This is a genomic window from Mesorhizobium sp. M0522, from assembly GCF_040321085.1.
Lineage (GTDB): Bacteria > Pseudomonadota > Alphaproteobacteria > Rhizobiales > Rhizobiaceae > Mesorhizobium.
On the sequence record NZ_JAMYQW010000018.1, the window covers coordinates 31,537 to 55,394 of the forward strand.

Sequence of the window (23,858 nt, forward strand, 5' to 3'; positions counted from 1 at the left end):
CCTTGAGGGGGAGATGTCCGGCAGGACAGGGGGGGGTGGGCGGGAACGCAAGCTTCGCCCGGTTTTTGCGTCCGGCAACACAGCGGTTCCTCAACGTCCATGATCGCCTACCTCCTCAAGCGCCTCATCATCGCCGTCGTCACGCTGGTTCTGGCCTCGATGGTGGTCTTTGCCGTGCTGGAGATCATTCCCGGCGACCCGGCGCGGCTGATGCTTGGCCTGAACGCCAGCGCCGACCAGATCGAATTGCTGCGCAACCAGATGGGCCTCAACGCTCCCGTCGTGCTGCGCTATCTGCATTGGGCCGGCGGCTTGCTGAGCCTCGATTTCGGCCGTTCCTACACCTATTCGGTGCCGGTCATCGATCTGGTCCGTGAGCGTCTCGTCGTTTCGCTGCCGCTGGCGCTGATGGCGCTGGCGCTGTCCACAGTCATTGCCATCCCGGTCGGGCTGTTTTCCGCCAGCAGACGCGGCCGGGTCGGCGACACGATTGCGATGGGCGCCGCTCAGCTTGGCGTCGCCGTGCCCAATTTCTGGTTTGCGCTGATGCTGATCTATCTGTTCGCCGTCTGGCTGCGGCTGGTGCCGGGCGGCGGGTTTCCCGGCTGGGGCGCCGGCGTCTGGCCGGCACTGAAATCGCTGCTCCTGCCGGCGGTCGCCCTCGCTCTGCCGCAGGCGGCGATCCTCGCCCGGGTCACCCGCTCGGCGCTGATTGAAGTGCTGAACGAGGACTACATCCGCACCGCCCGCGCCAAGGGCCTGCCCTATCGTCTTGTCTTGTGGCGGCATGCGCTGCGCAACGCCTTGATCCCGGTGGTCACCATTCTAGGCCTGCAATTCGCCTTCCTGCTTGCCGGCACCATCATCATCGAGAACGTCTTCTATTTGCCCGGCCTCGGCCGGCTGGTGTTCCAGGCAATCAACCAGCGTGACCTGATCGTGGTCGAGAGCGTCGTCATGCTGCTGGTTGCCGCCGTCATCATCGTCAATTTCGTTGTCGATCTCTCCTATGCGGTGGTCGATCCGCGCCTGAGAGGCAGGCAATGACGCTGCACATCGACATCCCCGACGAGAACCTTGCCGGCATCCTGGCCAAGGCGTTTCGAAACCGTTCGTTCCTCGCCGGCTTCGTCGTCACCGCACTGGTGGCTGCGGTCGCGATCCTCTCCTTCGTGTGGACGCCTTACGACGTCACTAGGCTGGTCATTTCCGACAAGACCCAGGCGCCGTCGCTGGCGCACTGGTTCGGCACCGACCATTTCGGTCGCGACATCCTGTCGATGATCATGGTCGGCGCCCGCAACTCGATCGCCGTGGCGCTGGTGGCGGTCGGCATCGGCATGGGCGTCGGCGTGCCGCTCGGCGCCTTTGCCGCGGCGCGCGGCGGCATCGCCGACGACGTGCTGATGCGGCTGAACGACCTGGTCTTCGCCTTTCCGGCGCTGCTTTCGGCAATCATGATCACCGCCATCTTCGGGCCGGGCGCGTTCAACGCCATCATTGCCATCGGCATCTTCAACATCCCGGTGTTCGCGCGCGTCGCCCGCGCCGGCGCCCTGGCGATCTGGCCGCGCGAATTCATCCTCGCCGCCCGCGCCGCCGGCAAAAGCAGGACGCTGATCAGCATCGAACATGTGCTGCCCAACATCGCCACGCTGCTGCTGGTGCAAGGCACCATCCAGTTCGCGCTGGGCATACTGGCCGAAGCCGGGCTTTCCTACGTCGGGCTGGGCACCCAGCCGCCGATGCCGAGCTGGGGCCGCATGCTGTTCGACGCCCAGACCCGCATGGTGGTGGCGCCGTGGATGGCGATCTTTCCGGGCATGGCGATCGTCATCACCGTGCTTGGCCTGAACCTGCTTGGCGACGGCATTGCCGACATTCTCGATCCGAAGTCGCGGCGGCAGCGATGAGCCTGCTCGAAATCGAGAAGCTGTCGCTGACCATCGGCGGCACGCCCATCCTCAGGGACGTCGAGCTATCCGTCGCGCCCGGCGAAGTCATGGGGCTGGTCGGCGAATCCGGCTCCGGCAAGTCGATGACGGCGCTCACCGTGATGCAGCTCTTGCCCTGGGCGGCACGCGCCACGGGACGCGTTACCTTCGATGGCATCGATATTCTGGCGGCGAGCGAGGACCAGATGTGCGCGCTGCGCGGCGACGACATCGGCATGGTGTTCCAGGAGCCGATGACGGCGCTCAACCCGGTCAAGACCATTGGCGAGCAGGTCGCCGAAGGTATTCGCTGGCACACCAGGGCGAGCCGCGCGGACGCCGAGCAACGGGCGCGAAAAATGCTCGACCGGGTCGGCTTGCCGGCGGCGCAGTTCCCGCTGTCGCGTTATCCGCATGAGCTGTCCGGAGGCCAGCGCCAGCGCGTCGTCATCGCCATCGCCTGTGCGCTGAAGCCCAAGCTGCTGATCGCCGACGAGCCGACGACCGCGCTCGACGTGGTGCTGCAGGCGCAGATCCTCGACCTTTTGCGCGACCTTGTTGCGGAAAACCGCATGGGGCTGCTGCTTATCTCGCATGACCTCGCCGTGGTGACCGAGATGGCGGATCGCATCACCATCCTGCGCCATGGCGAGGTGATGGAGGCCGGCGACACGGCGCGCATTCTGTCCGGACAGCTTCATCCCTATACGCGCCAGCTGGCGCAGGCCTCGATGCATGTGCCGGCGCGAGCCCGCACACACGACAGCGGATCGGCCAAACCGCTGCTTCAGGTAGAGAGCGTAACGCGGGATTATCCGGGACGGCGCATATCCCTGTTTAAACGCGCGGCTGCCATCCGCGCCGTCGACGATGTCTCCTTCTCGATGGCGCCCGGCCGGTCGGTGGCGCTCGTCGGCCGTTCCGGCTGCGGCAAGTCGACGCTTGCCCGCATGGTCCTGGCACTCGACAAGCCGACATCGGGAACCATCCGCTTCCGCGGCGATATCCTCACCGGCAAGAGCGAGGCGGAGCTGAAGCCGGCACGGCGCGACATGCAGGTCGTGTTCCAGGACCCGTACGGCTCGTTCGACCCACGCCAGAAGGTCGAGAGATTGGTGGCCGAGCCGCTGCATGTGCTGGAGAAGAAGCCGGCGCCCGCCGCGCGGCGCGAGATGGTGGCGTATGCGCTGCACGAGGTCGGCCTCTCACCAGGCGACATGGACAAATACCCGCATGAGTTTTCGGGCGGCCAGCGCCAGCGCCTTTCGATCGCCCGCGCCATCATCACGCGGCCGAAACTGGTCGTCGCCGACGAGCCGGTCTCGGCGCTCGACGTCTCGATCCGCGCGCAGATCCTCGATTTGTTCGCCGAGCTCAACCAAAAACTCGGCATCGCCTACCTCTTCATCACCCATGATCTGACCGTCGCCCGCGCCATCACCGACGAGGTGATGGTCATGCATGACGGCAAGATCGTCGAGCGCGGCAGGACGAACGAAGTGCTCGACCACCCGCAGTCCGAGGCGGCCAAGGCGCTGGTCACTGCTGCTCCAGACCTGCACCGGGCGATTGCAAAACGGCTGCACGAACAGGGCTGAGCAGCCGGTTCGCAAAGCGAGTTCATCGTGCCGGTGGCACGATGAAAGGCCAGCGAACGCCGGGACGCTGCGGAGCAGTGAGGACCCGGCTGTGTCGCTTCGTGGCACGGCTTAACCTTATTCGTTCGGCACACGGGCGGGAGAATGGCCATTGACAGCAAACGGTTATGAAAGGCGCGACGGGCCGGAGCCTGATCGGGTTCCTCCGCTGGGCCTGGGCGGCTCCGCTGCTCTGTTCGGCGCGGGTGCTCTGCTGCTGTTCCTGACAACGCGGGTAGCCGTCCCGGCGTTCGTCTCCGCCACCGGGGCAGAGCCTGTGGTGATGTGGTTCCTGGCCGCAAGCATCGTCCTTTTTGGCCCCCTGCTTCTCACGGCTGCCCTGCTGTTGTATCGGGAACGGCGTTCAGGAAGGCCGGGGTCGTTGGGCGCGCGGCTATGGCTTCGCCCGATGAATGGCGGCGACTGGCTCTGGGCAATTGGAGGGCTGGCGGCTGTCGGCGTGCTGACCGGCGGCATCGGCGCCGCGCTCCTGATGCTGCAAGACGGGAAGACTCTTCATCCCTCGTTCATGGCTTTCGAGCCGCTCGGTCCTGGGCGGTACTGGATTCTCGGCGCGTGGCTGCCGTTTTTTTGTACTGAACGTCATTGGGGAAGAGTTTGTCTGGCGGGGTGTCGCACTGCCGCGGCAAGAGGTTGCCTTCGGGGAGCGGGCTTGGCTGGTCAATGGGATACTGTGGTTGCTGTTCCACGCTGCCTTCCCCTGGCAAGTCCTGTTGACGCTCGTGCCGATCACGTTGCTGCTGCCCTATGTCGTCCAGCGGCGTCGCAGCACATGGGCCGGGATCGTTATCCACGCCGGGTTCGGAGCGATGGGCTTCCTGGTCCTGGCGTTCGGGCTTGCATGAATGCCGCACGAAGTGAAGGGCTTGACGCGGAGCGGAGCAAAGCTGCCTGACCAAGGAAACGACGAATCTGAGAATGATGAACGCGACAAACCCGAGTGGGGCAGTCCTGCCAGACAATCTCTGAACCCTTACACGGGCCCCACTTTTGGTACCTTCCGGGGGGCGAGTTCAAGGGAACGTCAATTCGCACATATTCCAAACTGAACGCGAGAGGGTAAACGTCATATGGACTACCTAAAAGAAAATCTCATTGGAAAAGAATTTCGATCAATTAAGTACGAAAACGGCAGTATCATGATCGTACTTGAGAGAGGTTCTATCGCAGTAAATACCAAAATTTCATGCTCTATCCTGGCATACATGCAGTCTATCAATATTATTGACGTTGTCACCGACTCCGGATGGGTTTCCATTATATTCTCTGACAGATCTGAGATTCGCATATCGCGAGTAATTGAGCGCGGGATTTCTCCGGAGAGCTTTGTCTATCACGGCGAGGATAACATAATAATAGTGGATAATTCAATAAGTAAATGAAGTCAGATCATGAAGATTGTAGCGGCTTCGACTGTGAGAAACGTGACTACTTCGAGGGCATTGTCCTTCTCCCAAGGCTACAGGACGCCAGCTTTCGGCCTGAACGACATCTGATTGCGCGACGGGACTTTGCCGGCGAACTTTTCTAAATTGCGGTGACGAATTAGGGGATGGGGTGACGGGTGCACTTTGTCGCCTTCGCCTAGTCCCCCAACAAAGGAGGCGATAAACCTCCCTCTGTTCCAAACGACTAACAGGAGGGGCTAATGGTCGACCTATCAATGCTCGAGTGGTTAGAGGAGTGGTACCAAGGGCAGTGCAACGGCGATTGGGAACACCAATACGGCATAAAAATTGATACGATCGACAACCCTGGATGGGAAGTTTCAATAGATTTGCACGGGACGCAGCTCTATGGAAGAAAGTTTACAGACGTAAGCTTTCAGTATGGCGACGAAATAGATTGGTTTTTTGTAACAGTAAAGGACGGTACTTTCAAGGGATTTGGAGGGGCAAGGAACTTGTCGAAGATTATCGAAGAGTTTAAAAAGTTTGCGATGGATACGCAAAGGTAAATAGAGCAATTAGATGCCTAAAGATTTTTTTCGCCAGATGTAGAAAACGGGAACTATGGTGACAGTGCTGGACTGCACCCCTTAAGTGAGACACGGTAATTTCTGTGACAGGCTATCCTTGGAGGATGGCCTATGACAGACAAATGACGTTCAGAACGTCAACAGTCAGCCGATGCCTCAGCCTTGCGGCTTCACCACATCGGCCGGGCTGATGTCGAGCAGGTCGAGAGTGCGGCGCAACAGCTGCATTTCGCTCCCGGCGAGTTGCGAATCGGCCTTGGCGATTTCGGCCATGTGGCGGGCGAGCAGCTTGCGCCGTTCGACGTCGAGGTCGCGGAACTGCGCGACGGCCTGCGAGCCGTTGGTCTCGTAGCCGAATTCGTTGAGATATTCGATGACGCTGTCGATGCTGGTTTCGGGAATGCCGAAGGCGTCCCGGCAGATACGCCTGAAGGCGGTCATTTCGCTTTCGCTGACCGAACCGTCGGCCAATATCATACGGAACAGCATCAGCAGCTCCGCCGACAGCACCGGATCGTCCGCGACCTTGCGCACGCCGGGGTCGCCGTCGAAGATCGAGCGTATCTGGTCCAGCAATCCCATCGCCATCAGCCCCTTCCGATTCGTCGGCAAGGTAGCGCGGAATCGGCCTGGCGCAAACGGTGGTGCGATGGTGGAAAAGCCGCCTGCGTGCGCTCATTGGTGTGTGACCGCGCGCCTGATACTATGCCGTTGTACGAATCATGTTGAGGAGGGACCGAACATGAATCTCAGTGCGCCTACCCAGCTTATTTTCATTATATCCCTTGTTATCGCCATTATCGGCGTTCTCGCCGCGCTTGGCGTCCTTGCGTTCATCCCTTTGGCTGCTGTGTGGATTGTCGTCATCGCTTACATCGTGCTGGCCGCCGGCTGCCTGATGCGCGGCGCCTAAACACGTCCAGACAATTCAGAATCTCAGGCAACTCGGAGCGCCCGGCCAAAAGCCGGGCGCTTTTGATTCCGACGGATGGTCTGTTAAAGTCGCTTGGCGGAAGGAAAGCTTGATGCCCGCCGACAGCAAAGACGGCAGCCGCCACGAAAGCCCAGGCCTCGATCGGTTCGAGATGGTGCGGCGCGCGCCGAGCCATCGGCTTCAGGGCGCCGTCACCGACATATGCGGCTTTCGCGAAACCATGCCAGGCCATTTCCGCGCCATCGAATATGCCTCGCTGACCGTGCCGCTGGTCATCAGCTTTGCCGAACCCTTTGCCATCGGGCTCGGCCATGACCCGGGCGACAATGACCGCTTCGCCAGTTTTGCCGCCGGCCTTTATGCCGGGCCGGTAGTGATCGAATCCTTCGGCGGCGCCTGCTGTGTGCAGATCAATTTCAGCCCGCTCGGCGCTCGTCGCTTCTTCGGACGGCCGATGAGCGAACTGACCGACCGCATGGTCGGCCTGGATGACGTGCTCGGCGTTGACGGCATTGCACTTCGCGAAAGGCTCGGCAATTTGCCGGATTGGAGCACACGCTTCGCCATCGTTGAGGCCTTCGTCGCGGATCGGTTGGCAACCGCAGACCGCACTCAAGTCGAAATGGTCTGGGCCTATGAGACGATCGTCTCGACGAGTGGCCGGACCCGCATCTCGACGCTTGCCGAAAAACTTGGCTGGAGCCGCAAGCATCTTGCCGCAAAATTTACGGATGCGGTCGGAACCGGCCCAAAAACGCTGTCGCGCATCGTCCGCTTCAACCATGCGCTTGGCCTGTCGAGACAGGCGAACAGCGCTTGGGCCGACATCGCCGCCGACTGCGGCTATGCCGACCAGGCGCATCTGGTACGCGAGTTTCGCGATCTGGCAGGCGTCGCGCCGACGGCGCTTGCCGCTAGGTAACATTCTTCAAGACGCGCAACCGGCCTTCGCCCAGACTGGGTTGATCGATCAACCCGTTGAAGGAGATCTGCCATGCCGAACATCACCGAACCACCGCGGGTTTACCCGGCGCTGCGCTACAGAAATGCCGGCAACATGATCGACTGGCTGTGCGAGGCCTTCGGCTTCAGCATCCGCGCCCGCCATGGCGAAGGCGACGTGGTGCACCACGCCGAACTCGCATTCGGCTCTTCGATCATCATGCTCGGCACGGCGCGCGATGACGCCTACGGCAAAATGGTCGGCGCGCCCGGTTCGGGCGGCGGCAAGTCGATCTATGTTGCGGTCGCTGACGCAGACGCGGCATACGCGCGGGCAAAGACCGCCGGCGCCGAGATTCTGGAAGAACTCACCGACCGCGACTATGGCAGCCGCGAATTCATCTGCCGCGATCCGGAAGGCAATGTCTGGTCGTTCGGCACCTACTGGCCGAAGGCTGACGAGAAAGCATGATCCCGAAAAGTGGAGACCGGTTTTCGGACAAGATCATGCTCAAGCAAAGTATCTAACGCGCCAGCCCAAAAATCGCGTCGCAGTCGAGGTGGGTTTCCAGTTCGGCTGCGATCTCGTCCAGTGCCCGTTCGACCTCGGCGCGGTAGTCGATGCCGCCGCCTTTGACGCCGAGGCTTTCGAGGAATTTCGCCCGGAAGGCATCGGCGGAAAACAGCCCGTGCATATAGGTGCCCAGCACCTTGCCATCGGCCGAGATGGCGCCGTCATCGATGCCGTTGATAACGGCGGACGGCCGCAGCGTATCCGGACCGGTGGTGCGGCCGAGATGGATCTCGTAGCCGTCGAGCGGCAGATCGAACGGCACCGAGCGCGCGCTGACGTTGCGCACCGTCTTTTCCGGCTCCATCACCGTTTCGACGTCGAGCAGGCCGAGGCCTTGCGTTTCGGTAACGCTGCCCTCGATGCCGTCGGGATCGCGCACGATATGACCAAGCATCTGGAAGCCGCCGCAAATGCCGACGATATGACCACCGCGTTTCCTATGCGCGGCAAGGTCGCGGTCCCAGCCGTTCTCGCGAAATTTCAGGAGATCGCCGATCGTCGACTTCGAGCCGGGAATGACCACCAGACCCGCACCTTCGGGCAAGCGCTCACCAGGCGGCACGAACACCACCTCGACCTGCGGTTCGGCCTTGAGCGGGTCGAGATCGTCGAAATTGGCGATGCGCGAGAGCACCGGCACGGCGATCTTCAGCGCGCGCTTCTCGCCGGACGCCAGTCGCTCGAGCACGACGGAATCTTCCGATGGCAGCCGCGCCGCCGCCTTCAGCCACGGCACGACGCCAAAACAGCGCCAACCGGTGAATTTTTCGATCGCCTCGATGCCATCGTCGAACAGCGAGACATCGCCGCGGAACTTGTTGATGAGATAGCCGACGATCATGCGCCGGTCGTCGTCCGGCAGGATCAGATGGGTGCCCGCGACCGAGGCGATGACGCCGCCGCGATCGATATCGCCGACCAGGATCACCGGCACGCCGGCGCGCGTCGCAAAGCCCATATTGGCAATGTCACGGCTCCTGAGATTGATCTCGGCCGGAGAGCCGGCGCCCTCGACGATGACCAGATCGGCGCCCTCGCCGACCTTTGCCCAAGAGTCCAGCACCGCATCCATCAGCCGGGCCTTCAGCGCCTGGTAGTCGCGTGCCCGCGCTTCGCCGAACACCTTGCCCTGCACGACGACTTGAGCGCCGACATCGGTCTGCGGCTTGAGCAGCACCGGATTCATGTGGACGGTCGGCGCCACGCCGCAGGCGATCGCCTGCAGCCATTGGGCGCGGCCGATCTCGCCGCCGCCTGAATCGCCCGGAATATCGGCGACGGCCGCGTTGTTCGACATGTTCTGCGGCTTGAACGGCCGCACTTTCAAGCCGCGCTTCTTCGCCGCGCGGCAGAGGCCGGCAACCAGCACCGTCTTGCCGACATCCGAACCCGTGCCCTGCAGCATGATCGCTTTGGCCATGTCAGTCCCTGCCCTGCGCAACGGTTGCGGTGATCGTCGACTTGGCCGCCAGCGGCCCACCACGCCAGAGATAGAGCGCCAGCAGCGGCTCCTTGCCGGTGCGCATGGCGTGGCTGACGTCAGAGGCATGATGGATCACCTCGCCCGCCGATCGAAGGTGAAAACCGCCATCGCCCATGCGCCATTCGGTGCCGCCGGTCAGCGGGATGTAGATCTCCTCCGCCACATGGTGATGATCGGGGTAGACGATGTCGGGTCCAAGGATCAGCAGGCCGGCCGCAACCTCTTCATTGACGAAATGGCCGCGTGTACCGAACACCTCCAGCCAGCCGTAATTGTCGATGAAAACCTTGCCGAAATCCGCCTCGCCATAGGTTTGCCCCCAGCGCAGATCGCCGCGACGCTCCGCAACCAGCCGCGCCAGCGGCTTGGCCGCAGCGGGAGCGAGTTCGACGATACGGTCGAGCTGAAGGAGACAAGGCAGTGCATGCGGTTCGAGCGGCCGGCCTGGCATGTCCCAGCCGATTCGGGCCACGGCGTCGCGCACCAGCGCATTATCGAACGTCTGGAGATAGGCATGGAAGCATCCAAGCAGTTCGTCGAAATTTGTCGTCACACTTTGCTCCAAAGCGCATTCGCGCACAGCGGCTGCGCAGATAGTTGGATCTAGACGGATCGGGTTGCGCGGCGGCATCATTGGTCTAGATTGGACGGCGCGCAAAGCCAAAAACGACAGGCCAGCAGGCCGGAAACATCAGGGAGCACGCCATGGACGCCGCTGTCGATGCGGGCACCAGCCAGTTCGAACTCAACGAAGACCAGCGCGCCATCCAGGAGATGGCGCAAGCCTTCGCCGCCGACCGTGTGGCGCCGAACGCACTCGACTGGGATCGCAACAAGCATTTCCCCGCCGATGTGATCCGCGAGACAGGTCCGCTCGGCCTTGGCGGCATCTATGTCCGCGACGACGTCGGCGGCTCGGGGCTCGGCCGGCTCGACGCCGTGCTGATCTTCGAGGCGCTTTCGCGGGCCGATCCGGCGTTTTCCGCCTTCATCTCGATCCACAACATGGCGGCATCGATGATCGACCGCTTCGGCAGCGACGAGCAGCGCTGGCGCTTCCTGCCGAAGCTGACCTCGATGGAATGGCTCGCCAGCTACTGCCTGACAGAGCCGGGTTCGGGATCCGATGCCGCGGCGCTGAAGACGCGTGCGGTCAAAAGCGGCGGCGACTATGTGCTGAACGGCGCCAAGCAGTTTATCTCCGGTGCCGGCGACAGCGACCTCTATGTCGTCATGGCGCGCACCGGCGCCGACGGGCCGAAAGGCATTTCCACCTTCGTCGTGCCGAACGACGCGCCGGGCCTTTCCTTCGGCGCCAACGAGCACAAGATGGGCTGGCACATGCAGTCGACGCGCCAGGTCGTCTTCGAGGACTGCAGGGTGCCGGCCGAAAATCTTTTGTCGGCTGAAGGCGCCGGTTTCGGCATCGCCATGGCAGGGTTGGACGGCGGCCGGTTGAACATCGCTGCCTGCTCGCTCGGCGGCGCGCAATCGGCGCTCGATAAGGCACTCGCCTACACCGCCGAACGCAAGGCTTTCGGCTCGAAGATCAACCAGTTCCAGGCGCTGCAGTTCAAGCTCGCCGACATGGAGACCGAACTGCAGGCGGCGCGCGTCTTCCTCTACACCGCCGCTTCGAAGCTCGACCGCAACGCGCCGGATGCCTCGAAATGGTTGGCGATGGCCAAGCGCTTCGTCACCGACACCGGCTTCAATGTCGCCAACGACGCCCTGCAGCTGCACGGCGGCTATGGTTATCTGCACGATTACGGCATCGAGAAGCTGGTGCGCGACCTGCGCGTCCACCAGATACTCGAAGGCACCAACGAGATTATGCGCGTCATCATCGCTCGCGCCCTGATCGGACGATAGAGAATTTAGTGAATAGTGAATGGTGAATGGTGAGTCTATCATATAGACCATGAGTAATACATGATCCATACTGACTACTGACTACTGACTACTGACTACTGACTATTCACTATTCACTATTCCACTCACGGAGCGCCATTATGACCACCATCGCCTTCATCGGCCTCGGCAATATGGGCAATCCGATGGCCGCCAACCTGGTCAAGGCCGGATATGCCGTGCACGGCTTCGACCTGGTGCCGGAGAACCTCGTCATTGCCAGGGAGCACGGCGTCGTCGTCATGGCCAATGCCGTTGCGGCGGTGAAGGATGCCGATGCGGTCATCACCATGCTGCCGGCCGGCAAGCATGTTCTGTCGGTTTACGCAGACATCGCGGCCAAGGCGAAAAAAGGCGCGCTGTTCATCGATTCCTCGACCATCGATGTCGAGTCGGCTCGAAAGGCCCATGCCATCGCCGCCAAGCACGGGTTGCTGTCGATCGACGCGCCGGTCTCCGGCGGCACGGGCGGTGCGGCGGCCGGCACGCTGACCTTCATGGCCGGCGGTTCGAAGGATGCCTTCGCCAAGGCCGAACCAATCCTCAAGCCGATGGCCGGCCGCATCGTTCATTGCGGCGACGACGGCGCCGGACAGGCGGCGAAGATCTGCAACAACATGATTTTGGGCATTTCGATGATCGGCGTTGCCGAGGCCTTCGTGCTGGCGGAAAAGCTCGGCCTGTCGCACCAGGCGCTGTTCGACGTCGCCTCGACCTCGTCCGGCCAGTGCTGGTCGCTGACCACCTATTGCCCGGTGCCCGGCCCGGTGCCGACATCGCCCGCCAACAATGGCTATAAGCCTGGCTTCGCGGCGGCACTGATGCTGAAGGACCTGAAACTGTCGCAGGAGGCCGCACAGAGCGTCGGTGCGGCAACGCCGCTCGGCGCCGAGGCAGCCCAGCTTTATGCGCTGTTCAACGCACAAGGGAATGCCGGCGCGGATTTTTCCGGCATAATTAATTTCCTCCGTGGTAACCCGGCGTAAGCTCCAGGTTCACAGGTTTCGATCTGCCCAAAGCGGAAAGCCGGCAAATTTAGGTTTGCTTAAGCTCTTGCTAACCCTGCAGTAACGATATGCGTTTAAAACGGATTGCGAGGCGGACATCCGCCCGGCGCTCCGGATCAGGTCTCGCGTACCGGAGCCCGTAAGTTTCGCCGTTAGTTTCGCAAGTGTATTGTTGGCGAAGCGCCATGCGTATCTGGCAAAGCCGCGTTCCGATGGAGCGCGGTTTTTGCGTTTCGCATCCTCGCCTGGCGAGCGCCCATTCAAACGCCGGGCGCCCGACATGGAGCGCCCGGCGATCGCCTCCCTAATGCTTGCGCAAATCTGCTTGCGCCAGGTCGAGCGCCGTGGCGATGCGGTCGCAGGCCATGTCGATCGTCTCGCGCGTCCAGATCAGCGGCGGCGACAGGATCATCGTGTCGCCGGTAGCGCGCAGCATCATGCCCTGGACAATCGCGTGGTCGCGAACCATCACCGCCGCGCTGCCGGCCGGCAGGAAGCGCTCCTTGGTCACCTTGTCCTTGACGATCTCGATCGCCCCCATCAGCCCGAACGAGCGCACCTCGCCGACCAGATCGTGCCCACCGAGACGTTCCTGCAGCGCCCTGGCGAAGTAAGGCCCGGTGTCGTTCCTCACGCGCTCGACCAGGCCTTCGCGCTCGATGATCTCGAGGTTCTTCAGCGCCACCGCGCAGGCCACCGGATGCCCGGCATAGGTGTAGCCGTGATAGAATTCGCCGCCCTTTTCGACCAGCGTCGCCGCGATGCGGTCGCCGACCAGCAGCGCCGACAGCGGCTGATAGCCAGAGGTCAGCGCCTTGGCCGTGGTGATGGTGTCGGGCTCGACATCGAAGGCTTGTGCGGCGAACCACTCGCCTGTGCGGCCATATCCGGTGATGACCTCGTCCAGCATCAGCAGGACATCGTATTTGCGGCAGATGCGCTGCACCTCCGGCCAATAGCTCATCGGCGGGATCTTCACCCCGCCTGCCCCCATCACCGGCTCGCCGATGAAGGCGGCCACCTTGTCGGCGCCGGCTTCGAGGATCGCGTCCTCGACCGCTTTTGCCGCGCGCAGGCCGAAATCATGGTCGCTTTCGCCGGGCAGTGCGAGCTCATAGGCATAGGGCATCATCACATGGACGATGTTGGGCACGGCGCCGCCGAGCTGCTTGTGCATCAAATCCATGCCGCCGAGCGAGGCGCCGGCGATGGTCGAGCCGTGGTAGCCCATCTTGCGTGAGATGATGCGGTTCTTCTCGGGCCTGCCTTCCAGCACCCAATAGTGACGGACCAGGCGCAGCGCCGTGTCGTTGGCCTCCGAACCGGACGAGCCGTAGAACACCTGGTTGATGTGCCTTGGCGCGATCTCCGCCAGCTTTTTCGACAGCAGAACCGGCGTCGGCGTCGAGCATTTGAAGAAAGAGTTGTAGTAGGGCAATTCCTTCATCTGGGCGTAGGCGGCGTCGGCAAGCTCGTCGCGGCCATAGCCGACATTGACGCACCACAGCCCAGCCATGCCGTCGAGGATTTCCGTCCCTTCGGCATCATAGATGAACGGCCCGTTGGCGTGGGTGATGATGCGCGAGCCGGTCTCGCGCATCTCTTTATGGTCGGTGAACGGATGAAGGTGATGCGCGGCATCGATCTGCTGAAGCTGCTTCAGCGAATAATTCTGGTAGGTCATGTCTGATCTTTCCTCTTGAACCAATCCGGCAGCTTTCGCGCCGGGGCGGATTCGTCAGAGGACAGCGGGCGGCGAATAGCCGATGCGGGCGCAGAGCCGCAACAGCTCGGCGCGTAGCGTGCGCGACGACGGCGTCACCGCCACCCCAAATGCGCAACCCGATTTCGCCAGCCGAGCCATGCATGTACCTTAGGCTGCCTCAAGCCCTCAGTTCAAGCCGTCCCGGTCAAGCGACGCCAGTCAATTGGTGCCAGTCAGGGCCCGCTGCAGGAAAACGTACTTCATCGCCACCTGTGCGGCCTGCGGCCGCCGGTCGCCGCGTCCACCATGGCCGCCCTCGGTCTCCTCGAAGAACAGCGTCTTGCCATGGCCGGCCGCCTGCAGCCGTGCCGCCATTTTGCGCGCATGCCCGGGATGGACGCGATCGTCGGCGGTCGAGGTCGTCAGCAACACCGGCGGATAGGCTGCATCCGTGTCTACATGCTGGTAGGGCGAATAGGCGGCGAGCCAGGCTGCCTCTTCCGGCTTCGCCGGATCGCCATACTCGGCCATCCATGACGCGCCGGGCGGCAGCTCGGTGTAACGCAGCATATCGAGCAGCGGCACGTCGATGATCACTGCACCGAACAATTCCGGGTGCTGGGTCAGCGAGACGCCGGTCAGCAAGCCACCATTCGATCCGCCCTGGATGCCCAGCGTGGCGGGCGTGGCGATGCCGCGTTTGACCAGATCTTGCGCGACCGCGGCGAAATCGTCGAAGGCATTCTGGCGATTGGCCTTGAGCGCCGCCTGATGCCAGTTCGGGCCGAACTCGCCGCCGCCGCGGATGTTGGCCTGCGCATAGGCATTGCCCTTCTCCAGCCACAGCCTGCCGCGCACGCCGGCATAGCCGGGCAGCAGCGGCACTTCGAAGCCGCCATAGCCGTAAAGCAATGTCGGCACGGGTCCCTGCAAGTCGCGCCTCCTGACGACGAAGTACGGGATCATCGTGCCATCCTTCGAGCGCGCCTCGAACTGTTCGGAGACCAGGGACGACGCATCGAAACGCGCCGGCTGCGACTTCACCGTTGCCAGCCCCGCGGCGTTGTCGTCCGACCAGATGATCGAGCTCGGCGTCAGGAAATCGGTGAAGGAGAAGGAGACGCTGGAACCGAAATGCTCGGCATGGCTGATGCCGACATTGCCGTTTTCGGGCAACGCCACGGGCTTGAACTCCCAGCCGCTGTCGCTGCGCTTGCCGGCGACGACCTTGCCGCGCACATTGTCCATCAAATTGATGAACAGCCGGTCCTGCGTGCGGGCAATGCCGGCGATCGAGACACGGTGCGCCGGCTCGAGCACGGTACCGAGGGATCCGAATAGCCCGGTTTCGATCCAGCGCTCGAAATCGAGTGAATAGAGTCCGTCGGGCTTACACAGCGTGCCGTCCGGCGCAGTCCACGGGGTACGCACGCCGAAGACGAGCTGGCCCTTGAACAGCGCTGTATCGGTGACGTCGTCCGGCAACGGGATGCGCCTGTTCTCGCCGGAAGGCAGCCGCAGGAAACTGTGCGAGGCGAAGAAGTCGATGGTCCGGGCGAGCAAGACATGACGCTTGTCGCCGTCGAATTCGACGGACCCGCCGGCGGCAAGATCCTGCTTCAGCGCATCGAAGATCGGCATCGCCGCTTCCAGTGGCGTGCCGCTCCGCCAAAGCTTGACCACGCGCGGATAACCGGACTGGGTCTTGTCGTCCTCCTCGAAGGCGGCGGAAACGATAACCGTGTCCTCGTCCAGCCAGCTAAACCTCGATTTCGAGGCAGGAGCGCGAAAGCCGCCATCGACGAACGATCTGCTTTCGATATCGAATTCGCGCATCTCGCTGGCATCGCCGCCATCCGGCGACAGGTTGAGCAGGCAGCGGCTGAAGTCCGGGTAGAGCCGGCTGGCGCCGCTGAACACCCATTTCACCCCCTCTTTCGCCGCCAGACTGTCGAAGTCGATGATCGTCTGCCATTCCGGCTTGTCGGTCTTGTAAGAGGCGACGGTGGTGCGCCGCCAAACGCCGAGTACGTTCGTCCGGTCCTGCCAGAAATTATAGACATGGCCGTTGATAGCGGCCCCGACGGCGATGTTATCCTCGGCTGTCATCAGGTCGAGCGCCGTCTCGAACGACGTCTGATAGGACGGATCACCCTGCAGCTCCCCGACCGCAACTGCATTTTGGTGATGCACCCAGTCGAGCGCCTGCTTGCCCCTCCTGTCCTCAAGCCAGAGAAACGGGTCTTCGGCGGCCGAACCCGGCTGGCCCTTGGTATTCGATTTGGTCATGAGGTCTCCGGTTGAGTCGGGTGGCGACATAGCCAAGATCGACATGGGGCCGCTTACATTCAAGTCATTCGTCAGAAACGGCGGCTTTCTGGCATTCACACCATCCGTCTTCGAATGACCGTTACAACTGCCAGCGCCAGGCAAATGGCACCGAGCGTCATTGGCAGGCCGCCGGCGCCAACAACATCCATGGCGCTGCCCGCCAGCGGCGGCACGGCGATGCCGCCGACGCCCCACATCAGCGAGAAGGCGGCGTTGCCGGCGACCCGTGCCGAGCCGGTGAACCGCTCGCCGAGTTCAATGATCGACATCGTGTAAATGCCGTAGGAAACCGCACCCCAGATGAAGACGCACGGCCAGATCAGCGGCGTCTCGATGAGAACCGGCAACAGAACGCATCCCAGCACCGTCATCGAAACACAGATGAACCGCACCAGCCGCGCCGTCAGTCGTTCCGCCAGCAGGCCGAGCGGCACCTGCATAGCGATATTGCCGGCGATCATCACCGACAGCAGCGCCGACATGCGCGCTTCGGCGATGCCGTAATGCGTTCCATAGACCGGCAGCAAGGCGAGCACCGCCTGTTCGAAACCGGCCGCCACGATCACCGCCGATAACAACAGCCAAGCCTGCGGCACGAACCCCAGCACCGAAACGCGGTGCCCGCTCTCGTCGACCTTGGGCAGCCGTGCCAGCACCGAGGCGAGGCAGGCGCCGCAAAACAGGAATGCGGCGATGCCGACGAGAAACGGCGGCCATCCCTCGGTGCCGACCGCAAGCAGGTACAGCGGCCCCGCCGCAAAGCCCGCCGAAATGATGGTCGAATAGATGCCCATGACGCGGCCGCGGCGTGCCGGCGGCGCCAGTGCGATCACCCAGACTTCGCTCAGCACGTAGAGCGGGTTGGTGACGGCGCCGATCAAAAAGCGCAGAGGAAACCACAGATAGACATTTTGCGTCCAGCCGATCAGCGCCAGCACCAGCGCGGAAAGTGCCGCGCAAGTAAGCGCGGTGCGCCCTGCCCCGAAACGCCGTGCCAGCGCCGGAACCAGCGGCGACGAGACGATGAAGCCGATCGGCGTCATTGCCGCCGACAGGCCGATCATGGCCGGCGAAACGCCCTGGCGCTGCAGGATGAAGCTCAACAGCGGATAGCTCAGCCCTTGCGCGATGGCGAACACCGAGACGGTGGCGATCACGCCGGTGATCGCCGCCCATTGCACTGTCTCGCCGCTGTCCTGTTCCGCCCGGTCCATGATGCAGGACTAGCGTTTCGCTGTCATCGCGGTAAGCACCGGCAACGAAAACCGCTTGCGCCAGCCGGAAGAGAATAAGAGCCTGACGATCCCTCCGGCTGCCCTTCAGGCATGTCGCTTCCCTCGTCCTAGTGGTCGCCGCCTCCGCAATGGCTGGCCGGCCGGCAGTCCATTATGCCGCCGCATTGCCGCAGCGTACGAGGACTATCATGACCGCCGCCCTTCAGCCCGCCGAACCTGCATTGGCAAACGACCGCGCCCGTCGCGGCGGCCGCGCGGGAAAGCGTGCCGGCGGATCGGCGGCGTTCGAGCAGCCGCCGTTTCGGCAGTTGAAGAACCCGCTGGCGCCGACCCGGCTGGTTTCCGACGACGAGCTGGAATCTATCCACCTCGCCTCTCTGCGCGTGTTGCGGGAAATCGGCGTCGACGTGCTGCATGACGAAGCCCGGCGCATCATGAAGGCGCATGGCGCCGATGTCCGCGAAGGCAGCGAGCGGGTGCGCTTCGACAGTGACATGATCCTGGAACTGGTTGCGCACTGCCCGCCGGAATTCACCATCCACGCCCGCAACCCGGCGCACAACGTGCGCTTCGGCGGCGATAATCTGATCATCTCGATGATGGCGTCGGCGCCCAATTGCTCCGACGTCGACCGCGGCCGCCGGCCGGGCAACCAGCAGGACTACCGCAACTTCCTCAAGCTTGCGCAGATGCACAACATATTGAACTGCACGGGCGGCTATCCGGTCGAGCCGATCGACATCCATCCGTCCGTGCGCCACCTCGAATGCATCCGTGACCTCGCCACGCTGACCGACAAGATGTTCCATATCTATTCGCTCGGCAAGGAGCGCAACGTCGACGGCATCGAGATCACCAGGATCGCACGTGGCATCAGCCATGAGCAGTTGCTTGCAGAGCCGTCGGTATTCACCATCATCAACACCAATTCGCCGCTCAAGCTCGACGTGCCGATGATGGAAGGCATCATCCAGATGTCGAGCAAGGGCCAGGTGGTCATCGTGACGCCGTTCACCCTGTCCGGCGCCATGGCGCCGGTGACGATTGCCGGCGCGCTGGTGCAACAGAATGCCGAGGCGCTGTCCGGCATCGCCTTCGCGCAGATGGTGCGCAAGGGCGCGCCTGTCGGCTACGGCGGCTTCACCTCGAATGTCGACATGAAGTCCGGCGCGCCGGCCTTCGGCACGCCGGAATATATGAAGGCGCAGCTGGTCGGCGGGCAGCTCGCCCGCCGCTACAACATCCCCTACCGCACCTCCAACACCTGCGCAGCCAACACGGTCGACGCGCAGGCCGCCTATGAAAGCGTGTTCTCGCTGTGGGGCGCCATCCAGGGCGGCGGCAATCTGATGATGCATGCCGCCGGCTGGCTCGAAGGCGGCCTGCGCTGCTCCTATGAGAAGACCATCCTCGATATAGACCTGTTGCAGATGGTCGCCGAGTTCCTGACGCCGCTCGATCTTTCCGAGGAAGCACTCGGTTTCGACGCCATACAGTCCGTCGGCCCCGGCGGCCATTTCTTCGGCACCCAGCACACGCAGGACCGCTACAAGACCGCGTTCTATGCGCCTATTATCTCGGACTGGCGCAATTTCGAGAGTTGGGCGGAGGCCGGGTCGCCGACGGCACTCGAAAAGGCCAATCGCGTCTGGAAGGAACGGCTGGCGTCCTATGAAGAGCCTTACATGGATCCGGCAATCCGGGAGGAGCTCAACGCTTTCGTCGACAAGCGCCGGGCCGAAGGCGGCGCGCCGACCGATTTCTGATCATCTGATGAGTAGTCGACCCCCACTCCGTCTTGATGGCAGGCTGGCCGAAAACATCGCTGTATTCGATCTCCGCTTTGTTTTCGCGCCCCGCCCACTCGATTCAATCTCTTCAAAAACGGATCTATCTTCATGAAATCTCATGCAAAAACGGTTGTTATCGGCGGCGGGGTCGTTGGCTGCTCGGTGCTCTATCATCTGGCCAAGGCTGGCTGGACCGACATCATGCTGATCGAGCGTTCGGAGCTCACTTCCGGCTCCTCCTGGCATGCGGCGGGCGGCTTCCATACGCTGAACGGCGATCCCAACGTCGCCAAGCTGCAGGCCTATACGGTGCAGCTCTACAAAGAGATCGAGGAGATTTCCGGCCAATCCTGCTCGCTGCACCTGACCGGCGGCGTGATGATGGCCGACACGCCCGAGCGCATGGACTTCTTGCGGCTCGCCCACGCCAAGGGCCGCTATCTCGGTATGGACACCGAACTGATCACGCCGTCCGAAGCCAAGGCGATGTTCCCGCTGATGGACGAGACGAATTTCGTTGGCGCCATGTGGGATCCAGTCGAGGGCCATCTCGACCCTTCCGGCACCACCCATGCGTATGCCAAGGCCGCTAGGAAGCTAGGCGCCGAGATCGTACTGCGCAACCGCGTCGTGGAACTGACGCAGGAGGTCGACGGCACCTGGAACGTCGTCACTGAGCAAGGCACAGTCAAAGCCGAGCATGTCGTCAACTGCGGCGGCCTGTGGGCGCGCGAGATCGGTCGCATGGTCGGCGTCGAGCTCCCGGTGCTGGCCATGGAGCACATGTATCTTCTGACCGAGCCGATGCCGGAGGTCGAGGAATTCAACAAATCGACCGGCCGCGAGATGATTGGCGTGCTCGATTTCAAGGGCGAGATCTATACCCGCCAGGAACGCAACGGCATCCTGCTCGGCACTTATGAAAAGGCCTGCAAGCCGTGGTCGCCGGTCAACACGCCGTGGGATTTCGGCCACGAGCTGCTGCAGCCCGACATCGACCGCATCGCGCCGTCGCTCGAGATCGGCTTCAAGCATTTCCCCGGCATCGAAAAGGCCGGCATCAAGCAGATCATCAACGGCCCCTTCACCTTCGCGCTGGACGGCAACCCGCTGGTCGGCCCGGTGCAGGGCCTGACCAATTTCTGGTGCGCCTGCGCCGTCATGGCCGGCTTCAGCCAGGGCGGCGGCGTCGGCCTGGCGCTGTCGAACTGGATGGTCCATGGCGACCCCGGCTTCGACGTCTGGGGCATGGACGTTGCGCGCTTCGGCGAATGGGCAACGCTGCGCTATACCAACGCAAAGGTCCGCGAAAATTATTCGCGCCGTTTCTCCATCCGCTTTCCCAACGAGGAATTACCGGCGGCAAGACCAGCGCAGACGACCCCGCTTTACGACACCATGCTCGCCAACAACGCCGTCATGGGCGACAGCTGGGGTCTCGAAACCCCGCTCTGGTTCGCGCCGAGAGGCTCGGAGCCGAAGGACGTCGTGTCCTTCCACCGCTCCAATGATTTCCGCCCGATCGGCGAGGAGGTGCGCGCCACCCGCGAGAGGGTCGGCGTCACCGAGATCGCCAACTTCGCCAAATACGAAGTCTCCGGACCGGGGGCCGAGGACTTTCTCAACCGGCTGATGACCAATCGCATGCCGAAGACCGGCCGCATCGTGCTGACGCCGATGCTGAACGAGTTCGGCAGACTGATCGGCGACTTCACCATCGCCAAGGCGGGCCCAAGGGGTGGGGAAGACCGCTTCATGATCTGGGGTTCTTCGGCAGCGCAAAAATACCACATGCGCTGGTTCGAGAAGCATCTGCCAAAGGATGGAAGCATCCGCATCCACCGCTTCGACCAGACGCTGGTCGGTCTCTCCATCGCCGGGCCGAAATCCCGCGACCTGCTGCAGAAACTGGTCGATGTCGACATCTCGACCAAGGCCTTCCGCTTTATGGATTTCCGCGAGATGGCGGTCGGCGGCGCGCCTTGCATGGTCAATCGGATCACCTACACCGGCGACCTCGGCTACGAGATATGGATGGCGCCTGCCTACCAGCGCCTGGTCTACAAGGCGATCAAGGAGGCTGGCGAAGAGTTTGGGCTTGTCGATTTCGGCATGCGGGCTTTGCTCTCTATGCGCCTTGAGAAGAACTTCCCGACCTGGTTCCGCGAGCTACGTCCGATCTACGGACCGTTCGAAGGCTCGATGGACCGCTTCATCAAGCTGGAGAAGAACGACTTCATCGGCCGGGAAGCAGCGGCCAAGGAACAGGCAGAAGGGCCGAAACTGCGCCGTGTCTCCTTCATCGTCGATGCCGCGGATGCAGACGTCATGGGCGACGAGCCGATCTGGGCCAAGGTCGGCGGCAAGGATTATGGCACCGTGGAAAAGCCGCATGGCTATGGCGCGCCGCGCTTCGACGCGGGCGGCAAGGAAGTGCGCGGCTCGAACGCCGCCGAAGGCGCGTCTGCCGTGCGCGGCATTGTCGACGGCGACTGGCGGGTGGTCGGCTGGGTCACCTCCGGCGGCTATGCGCATTATGTCGAGAAGTCGATGGCGCAAGGCTATGTACCGGCAGCGCTTGCCGAGAACGAGAGCGCCGGCCTGTTCGAGATCGAAATCCTCGGGCACCGGCGTCCCGCACGCATCAATGTCGAACCGCCCTTCGACCCGAGCGGCGAAAAGATGAGGACGTAGGCGCAGCCAGCCGGTCGCATTGTGCGGAGCATACTCTTCATGCTAGCGCAGCCGGCAACACTCTGCTGGCAAGGGCGATGAGATTTCATTGAAGTACAATCTGAGATGGGCCGAGTGGCTGGCCGAGGGACGGATCGGCCCCTTCCCGGCAACGATCGTCATGGTCGCGGCTTATTTTGCCTTGCAGACCATCATACTGTCCCTGTTGAGCTCTTGGGCGGGAACCGGCGTCGGCATCGATGATGCGGAGCAGCTGATCTATGTTCCGTATCTCTGGGCTGGATATGGCGGCTCGCAACCACCCCTGTACACCTGGATCAACTGGCTGGCCGCGCATGTTTTCGGCACCAGTATCTTCACGCTGAAGCTCGTCAAATACTCCGTGCTGTTCCTTGCCGCCTGCAGCGTGTTCGCCGCCATGCGGCGGTTCGGCTACACCAAAGCGACAGCGGCGGCGGCCATGTTCGGACTGTTTACGATCCCGCAGATCGTCTGGGAATCGCAGCGCGCCTTGTCGCATTCCGTCGCCGTCGTCGGCTTCTGCTCGCTGCTCCTGCTGGCCATGGCCTATCTTCTCGAGCGGCGAAGCATGATCGCCTATGCGGCGTTTGGCCTGGCCACCGCGGCGGCAATTCTTGCCAAATATAATGATGTCTTCCTCGTGGTGGCCCTTGTTGCGGCCGTGCTGTCGCTGCGCGAATGGCGCAGCGCGATCCTCGATCCGAAGTTCGCCATCAGCATAGCGGTCGCGATATTGGTGCTGGCGCCGACCACCTATTGGAGCCTCATGCATCCCGCCGATTTATTGTCGAGAGGCGAGAAGTTCGGAATAGACGCGCAACAAGGGCGCGTGGCGGCGGCCTTTGTCGGCGCCGGCAAGTTTATCATGGGCACCTTCAATTTCGCGGTCTTGCCGGTGCTCGTTTCCGCCCTGGCTTTCTGGCTGGCGAAGTTCCGTTTCTCGGAGCGGCTCCCGAAAGGTCCGGCAAGGGAAATTCTGTTGTGGCGTACCTTGGCGCTCGGCTTGGCCATGCTGGCAATACTTGTACTTGCCACCGGCGTGACGGTGGTCAAGGACCGCTGGCTGCTGCCGGTCCTGTTCATGTTGCCGCTGGCCATCGTCGCCACTATGGAACGGCTGGCGCCGCGGGGCAGGAATGCGCAGCTCCTGGTGATCGCGGCTGGAGCGATCATCGCCGTGCTGCTCGCGCCCGCCACCTGGTACGTCCAGATAAACGGGACCAGTGGCCTCTCGCGGATGATCCGCGTGGATTACCCCGCCCTCTATCGCCAACTGACTGCGGACGGACCGGTCAAAACCGCAATATCTGATGGTGCATGGGTCGGAAACCTGCGGTTGGTCGACGAAAAACTGCTCGCACTTGACCAGGAAGTGCCTAATTTCGAAACGCTGATGCAGGAGCCGGCCGTACTCGTCTGGCTTGACCGAGACGATCCGCGTCCGGTCATTTTGGAGCAGCTCAAAGCGGCCGGCTATGAGCCGGACGGCCAACCACGGCAAATGATGGTTCCGCTGTTGCGCGGCACCGGCAAGTCCGCCCGGGCCGGCGCCTATGTAAGATTGAAGAGAATGGCGGTGGGAGAAGCCACGGCGCCCAAGGGAGGCGTTAGCGGAGGAGCCGAGGGTGGACAGGAACCCGACTGACCGGCCCCGTCATCAC

General features: G+C 62.6%; 19 protein-coding genes. 13 read left to right on the forward strand and 6 right to left on the reverse strand.

The genetic code is table 11. From position 1 onward, the window contains the following. The first annotated feature begins 99 nt into the window (after nt 1–99). The 5 genes from NKI58_RS19485 to NKI58_RS19505 all read left to right on the forward strand — a co-directional run bounded on the left by NKI58_RS19485 (nt 100) and on the right by NKI58_RS19505 (nt 5,549). Nucleotides 100–1,047 (forward strand): ABC transporter permease, encoded by a 948-nt coding sequence (locus NKI58_RS19485; RefSeq protein WP_352786968.1) that lies wholly within the window; start codon nt 100–102, stop codon nt 1,045–1,047. Next, nucleotides 1,044–1,913 carry an ABC transporter permease gene (locus NKI58_RS19490; protein ID WP_352786969.1) on the forward strand — a complete coding sequence of 290 codons (870 nt, stop codon included), beginning with the start codon at nt 1,044–1,046 and terminating at the stop codon, nt 1,911–1,913. The genes NKI58_RS19485 and NKI58_RS19490 overlap by 4 nt, the downstream gene beginning before the upstream one ends. After that, entirely contained in the window at nt 1,910–3,532 is a 1,623-nt protein-coding gene (locus NKI58_RS19495; RefSeq protein ID WP_352786970.1) for an ABC transporter ATP-binding protein, read from the forward strand. Before NKI58_RS19490 ends, NKI58_RS19495 begins: the two co-directional genes overlap by 4 nt. A 635-nt stretch (nt 3,533–4,167) precedes the next feature. Beyond that, complete coding sequence (locus tag NKI58_RS19500; RefSeq protein WP_352786993.1) at nt 4,168–4,437, forward strand: CPBP family intramembrane glutamic endopeptidase; 270 nt, start codon at nt 4,168–4,170, stop codon at nt 4,435–4,437. 803 nt (nt 4,438–5,240) lie between these two features. Further along, a complete protein-coding gene (locus NKI58_RS19505) occupies nt 5,241–5,549 on the forward strand; it encodes an immunity 53 family protein (RefSeq protein ID WP_352587702.1) in 309 nt (102 codons plus the stop codon). A gap of 177 nt (nt 5,550–5,726) precedes the next feature. On the opposite strand, the gene NKI58_RS19510 is transcribed toward NKI58_RS19505, so the two are convergent. After that, on the reverse strand, nt 5,727–6,158 hold the full coding sequence (locus NKI58_RS19510; protein ID WP_023676479.1) for a TerB family tellurite resistance protein: 432 nt from the start codon (nt 6,156–6,158) through the stop codon (nt 5,727–5,729). A gap of 154 nt (nt 6,159–6,312) precedes the next feature. Between NKI58_RS19510 and NKI58_RS19515 the strand changes: the two genes are divergently transcribed. The 3 genes from NKI58_RS19515 (at nt 6,313) to NKI58_RS19525 (ending at nt 7,918) form a co-directional block, all read left to right on the forward strand. Further along, the gene (locus NKI58_RS19515; protein WP_352451984.1) at nt 6,313–6,483 is read left to right on the forward strand and encodes a hypothetical protein; all 171 of its coding nucleotides are present in this window, start codon (nt 6,313–6,315) and stop codon (nt 6,481–6,483) included. A 112-nt stretch (nt 6,484–6,595) separates the two neighbouring features. Continuing rightward, nucleotides 6,596–7,426 (forward strand): helix-turn-helix domain-containing protein, encoded by an 831-nt coding sequence (locus tag NKI58_RS19520; protein WP_352786971.1) that lies wholly within the window; start codon nt 6,596–6,598, stop codon nt 7,424–7,426. A 72-nt stretch (nt 7,427–7,498) separates the two neighbouring features. Further along, nucleotides 7,499–7,918 (forward strand): VOC family protein, encoded by a 420-nt coding sequence (locus NKI58_RS19525; RefSeq protein WP_352624616.1) that lies wholly within the window; start codon nt 7,499–7,501, stop codon nt 7,916–7,918. 52 nt (nt 7,919–7,970) lie between these two features. Here NKI58_RS19525 and NKI58_RS19530 read toward each other — a convergent pair whose 3' ends face one another. Together NKI58_RS19530 and NKI58_RS19535 are read right to left on the reverse strand one after the other, a co-directional pair. Then, nucleotides 7,971–9,440 (reverse strand): cobyric acid synthase, encoded by a 1,470-nt coding sequence (locus NKI58_RS19530; RefSeq protein WP_352786972.1) that lies wholly within the window; start codon nt 9,438–9,440, stop codon nt 7,971–7,973. Between the two features lies 1 nt (nt 9,441). Then, a complete protein-coding gene (locus NKI58_RS19535; protein ID WP_352786973.1) occupies nt 9,442–10,056 on the reverse strand; it encodes a dimethylsulfonioproprionate lyase family protein in 615 nt (204 codons plus the stop codon). Between the two features lie 152 nt (nt 10,057–10,208). Between NKI58_RS19535 and NKI58_RS19540 the strand changes: the two genes are divergently transcribed. Together NKI58_RS19540 and mmsB are read left to right on the forward strand one after the other, a co-directional pair. Further along, nucleotides 10,209–11,375 carry an isobutyryl-CoA dehydrogenase gene (locus tag NKI58_RS19540; protein ID WP_352786974.1) on the forward strand — a complete coding sequence of 389 codons (1,167 nt, stop codon included), beginning with the start codon at nt 10,209–10,211 and terminating at the stop codon, nt 11,373–11,375. Between the two features lie 140 nt (nt 11,376–11,515). Next, nucleotides 11,516–12,400, forward strand: a complete 885-nt coding sequence (mmsB, locus tag NKI58_RS19545) for a 3-hydroxyisobutyrate dehydrogenase (protein ID WP_352786975.1) — start codon at nt 11,516–11,518, stop codon at nt 12,398–12,400. Nucleotides 12,401–12,725: 325 nt separating this feature from the next. On the opposite strand, the gene NKI58_RS19550 is transcribed toward mmsB, so the two are convergent. The 3 genes from NKI58_RS19550 to NKI58_RS19560 all read right to left on the reverse strand — a co-directional run bounded on the left by NKI58_RS19550 (nt 12,726) and on the right by NKI58_RS19560 (nt 17,671). Next, on the reverse strand, nt 12,726–14,105 hold the full coding sequence (locus NKI58_RS19550) for an aspartate aminotransferase family protein (RefSeq protein ID WP_352452083.1): 1,380 nt from the start codon (nt 14,103–14,105) through the stop codon (nt 12,726–12,728). 240 nt (nt 14,106–14,345) lie between these two features. Further along, nucleotides 14,346–16,415 carry a prolyl oligopeptidase family serine peptidase gene (locus NKI58_RS19555; protein ID WP_352786976.1) on the reverse strand — a complete coding sequence of 690 codons (2,070 nt, stop codon included), beginning with the start codon at nt 16,413–16,415 and terminating at the stop codon, nt 14,346–14,348. Between the two features lie 95 nt (nt 16,416–16,510). Continuing rightward, nucleotides 16,511–17,671 carry an MFS transporter gene (locus NKI58_RS19560; protein ID WP_352853605.1) on the reverse strand — a complete coding sequence of 387 codons (1,161 nt, stop codon included), beginning with the start codon at nt 17,669–17,671 and terminating at the stop codon, nt 16,511–16,513. Between the two features lie 209 nt (nt 17,672–17,880). Here NKI58_RS19560 and NKI58_RS19565 point away from each other — a divergent pair, with 209 nt between their 5' ends. The 3 genes from NKI58_RS19565 to NKI58_RS19575 all read left to right on the forward strand — a co-directional run bounded on the left by NKI58_RS19565 (nt 17,881) and on the right by NKI58_RS19575 (nt 23,842). Further along, complete coding sequence (locus tag NKI58_RS19565; protein WP_023676493.1) at nt 17,881–19,458, forward strand: trimethylamine methyltransferase family protein; 1,578 nt, start codon at nt 17,881–17,883, stop codon at nt 19,456–19,458. A 132-nt stretch (nt 19,459–19,590) separates the two neighbouring features. After that, nucleotides 19,591–22,176 (forward strand): GcvT family protein, encoded by a 2,586-nt coding sequence (locus tag NKI58_RS19570; RefSeq protein ID WP_352786977.1) that lies wholly within the window; start codon nt 19,591–19,593, stop codon nt 22,174–22,176. 88 nt (nt 22,177–22,264) lie between these two features. Continuing rightward, a complete protein-coding gene (locus tag NKI58_RS19575; protein ID WP_352568939.1) occupies nt 22,265–23,842 on the forward strand; it encodes an ArnT family glycosyltransferase in 1,578 nt (525 codons plus the stop codon). Nucleotides 23,843–23,858: the final 16 nt, after the last annotated feature.

Excerpts from the sequence above, each read along its gene's own strand:
- NKI58_RS19515 (WP_352451984.1), top strand. The coding sequence starts at position 6,313 with ATGAATCTCAGTGCGCCTACCCAGCTTATTTTCATTATATCCCTTGTT.
- NKI58_RS19505 (WP_352587702.1), top strand. The coding sequence starts at position 5,241 with ATGGTCGACCTATCAATGCTCGAGTGGTTAGAGGAGTGGTACCAAGGG.
- NKI58_RS19490 (WP_352786969.1), top strand. The coding sequence starts at position 1,044 with ATGACGCTGCACATCGACATCCCCGACGAGAACCTTGCCGGCATCCTG.
- NKI58_RS19520 (WP_352786971.1), top strand. The coding sequence starts at position 6,596 with ATGCCCGCCGACAGCAAAGACGGCAGCCGCCACGAAAGCCCAGGCCTC.
- NKI58_RS19540 (WP_352786974.1), top strand. The coding sequence starts at position 10,209 with ATGGACGCCGCTGTCGATGCGGGCACCAGCCAGTTCGAACTCAACGAA.
- NKI58_RS19565 (WP_023676493.1), top strand. The coding sequence starts at position 17,881 with ATGACCGCCGCCCTTCAGCCCGCCGAACCTGCATTGGCAAACGACCGC.
- NKI58_RS19495 (WP_352786970.1), top strand. The coding sequence starts at position 1,910 with ATGAGCCTGCTCGAAATCGAGAAGCTGTCGCTGACCATCGGCGGCACG.
- NKI58_RS19570 (WP_352786977.1), top strand. The coding sequence starts at position 19,591 with ATGAAATCTCATGCAAAAACGGTTGTTATCGGCGGCGGGGTCGTTGGC.
- mmsB (WP_352786975.1), top strand. The coding sequence starts at position 11,516 with ATGACCACCATCGCCTTCATCGGCCTCGGCAATATGGGCAATCCGATG.
- NKI58_RS19510 (WP_023676479.1), bottom strand. The coding sequence starts at position 6,158 with ATGGCGATGGGATTGCTGGACCAGATACGCTCGATCTTCGACGGCGAC.
- NKI58_RS19530 (WP_352786972.1), bottom strand. The coding sequence starts at position 9,440 with ATGGCCAAAGCGATCATGCTGCAGGGCACGGGTTCGGATGTCGGCAAG.
- NKI58_RS19555 (WP_352786976.1), bottom strand. The coding sequence starts at position 16,415 with ATGACCAAATCGAATACCAAGGGCCAGCCGGGTTCGGCCGCCGAAGAC.
- NKI58_RS19525 (WP_352624616.1), top strand. The coding sequence starts at position 7,499 with ATGCCGAACATCACCGAACCACCGCGGGTTTACCCGGCGCTGCGCTAC.
- NKI58_RS19485 (WP_352786968.1), top strand. The coding sequence starts at position 100 with ATGATCGCCTACCTCCTCAAGCGCCTCATCATCGCCGTCGTCACGCTG.
- NKI58_RS19560 (WP_352853605.1), bottom strand. The coding sequence starts at position 17,671 with ATGGACCGGGCGGAACAGGACAGCGGCGAGACAGTGCAATGGGCGGCG.
- NKI58_RS19550 (WP_352452083.1), bottom strand. The coding sequence starts at position 14,105 with ATGACCTACCAGAATTATTCGCTGAAGCAGCTTCAGCAGATCGATGCC.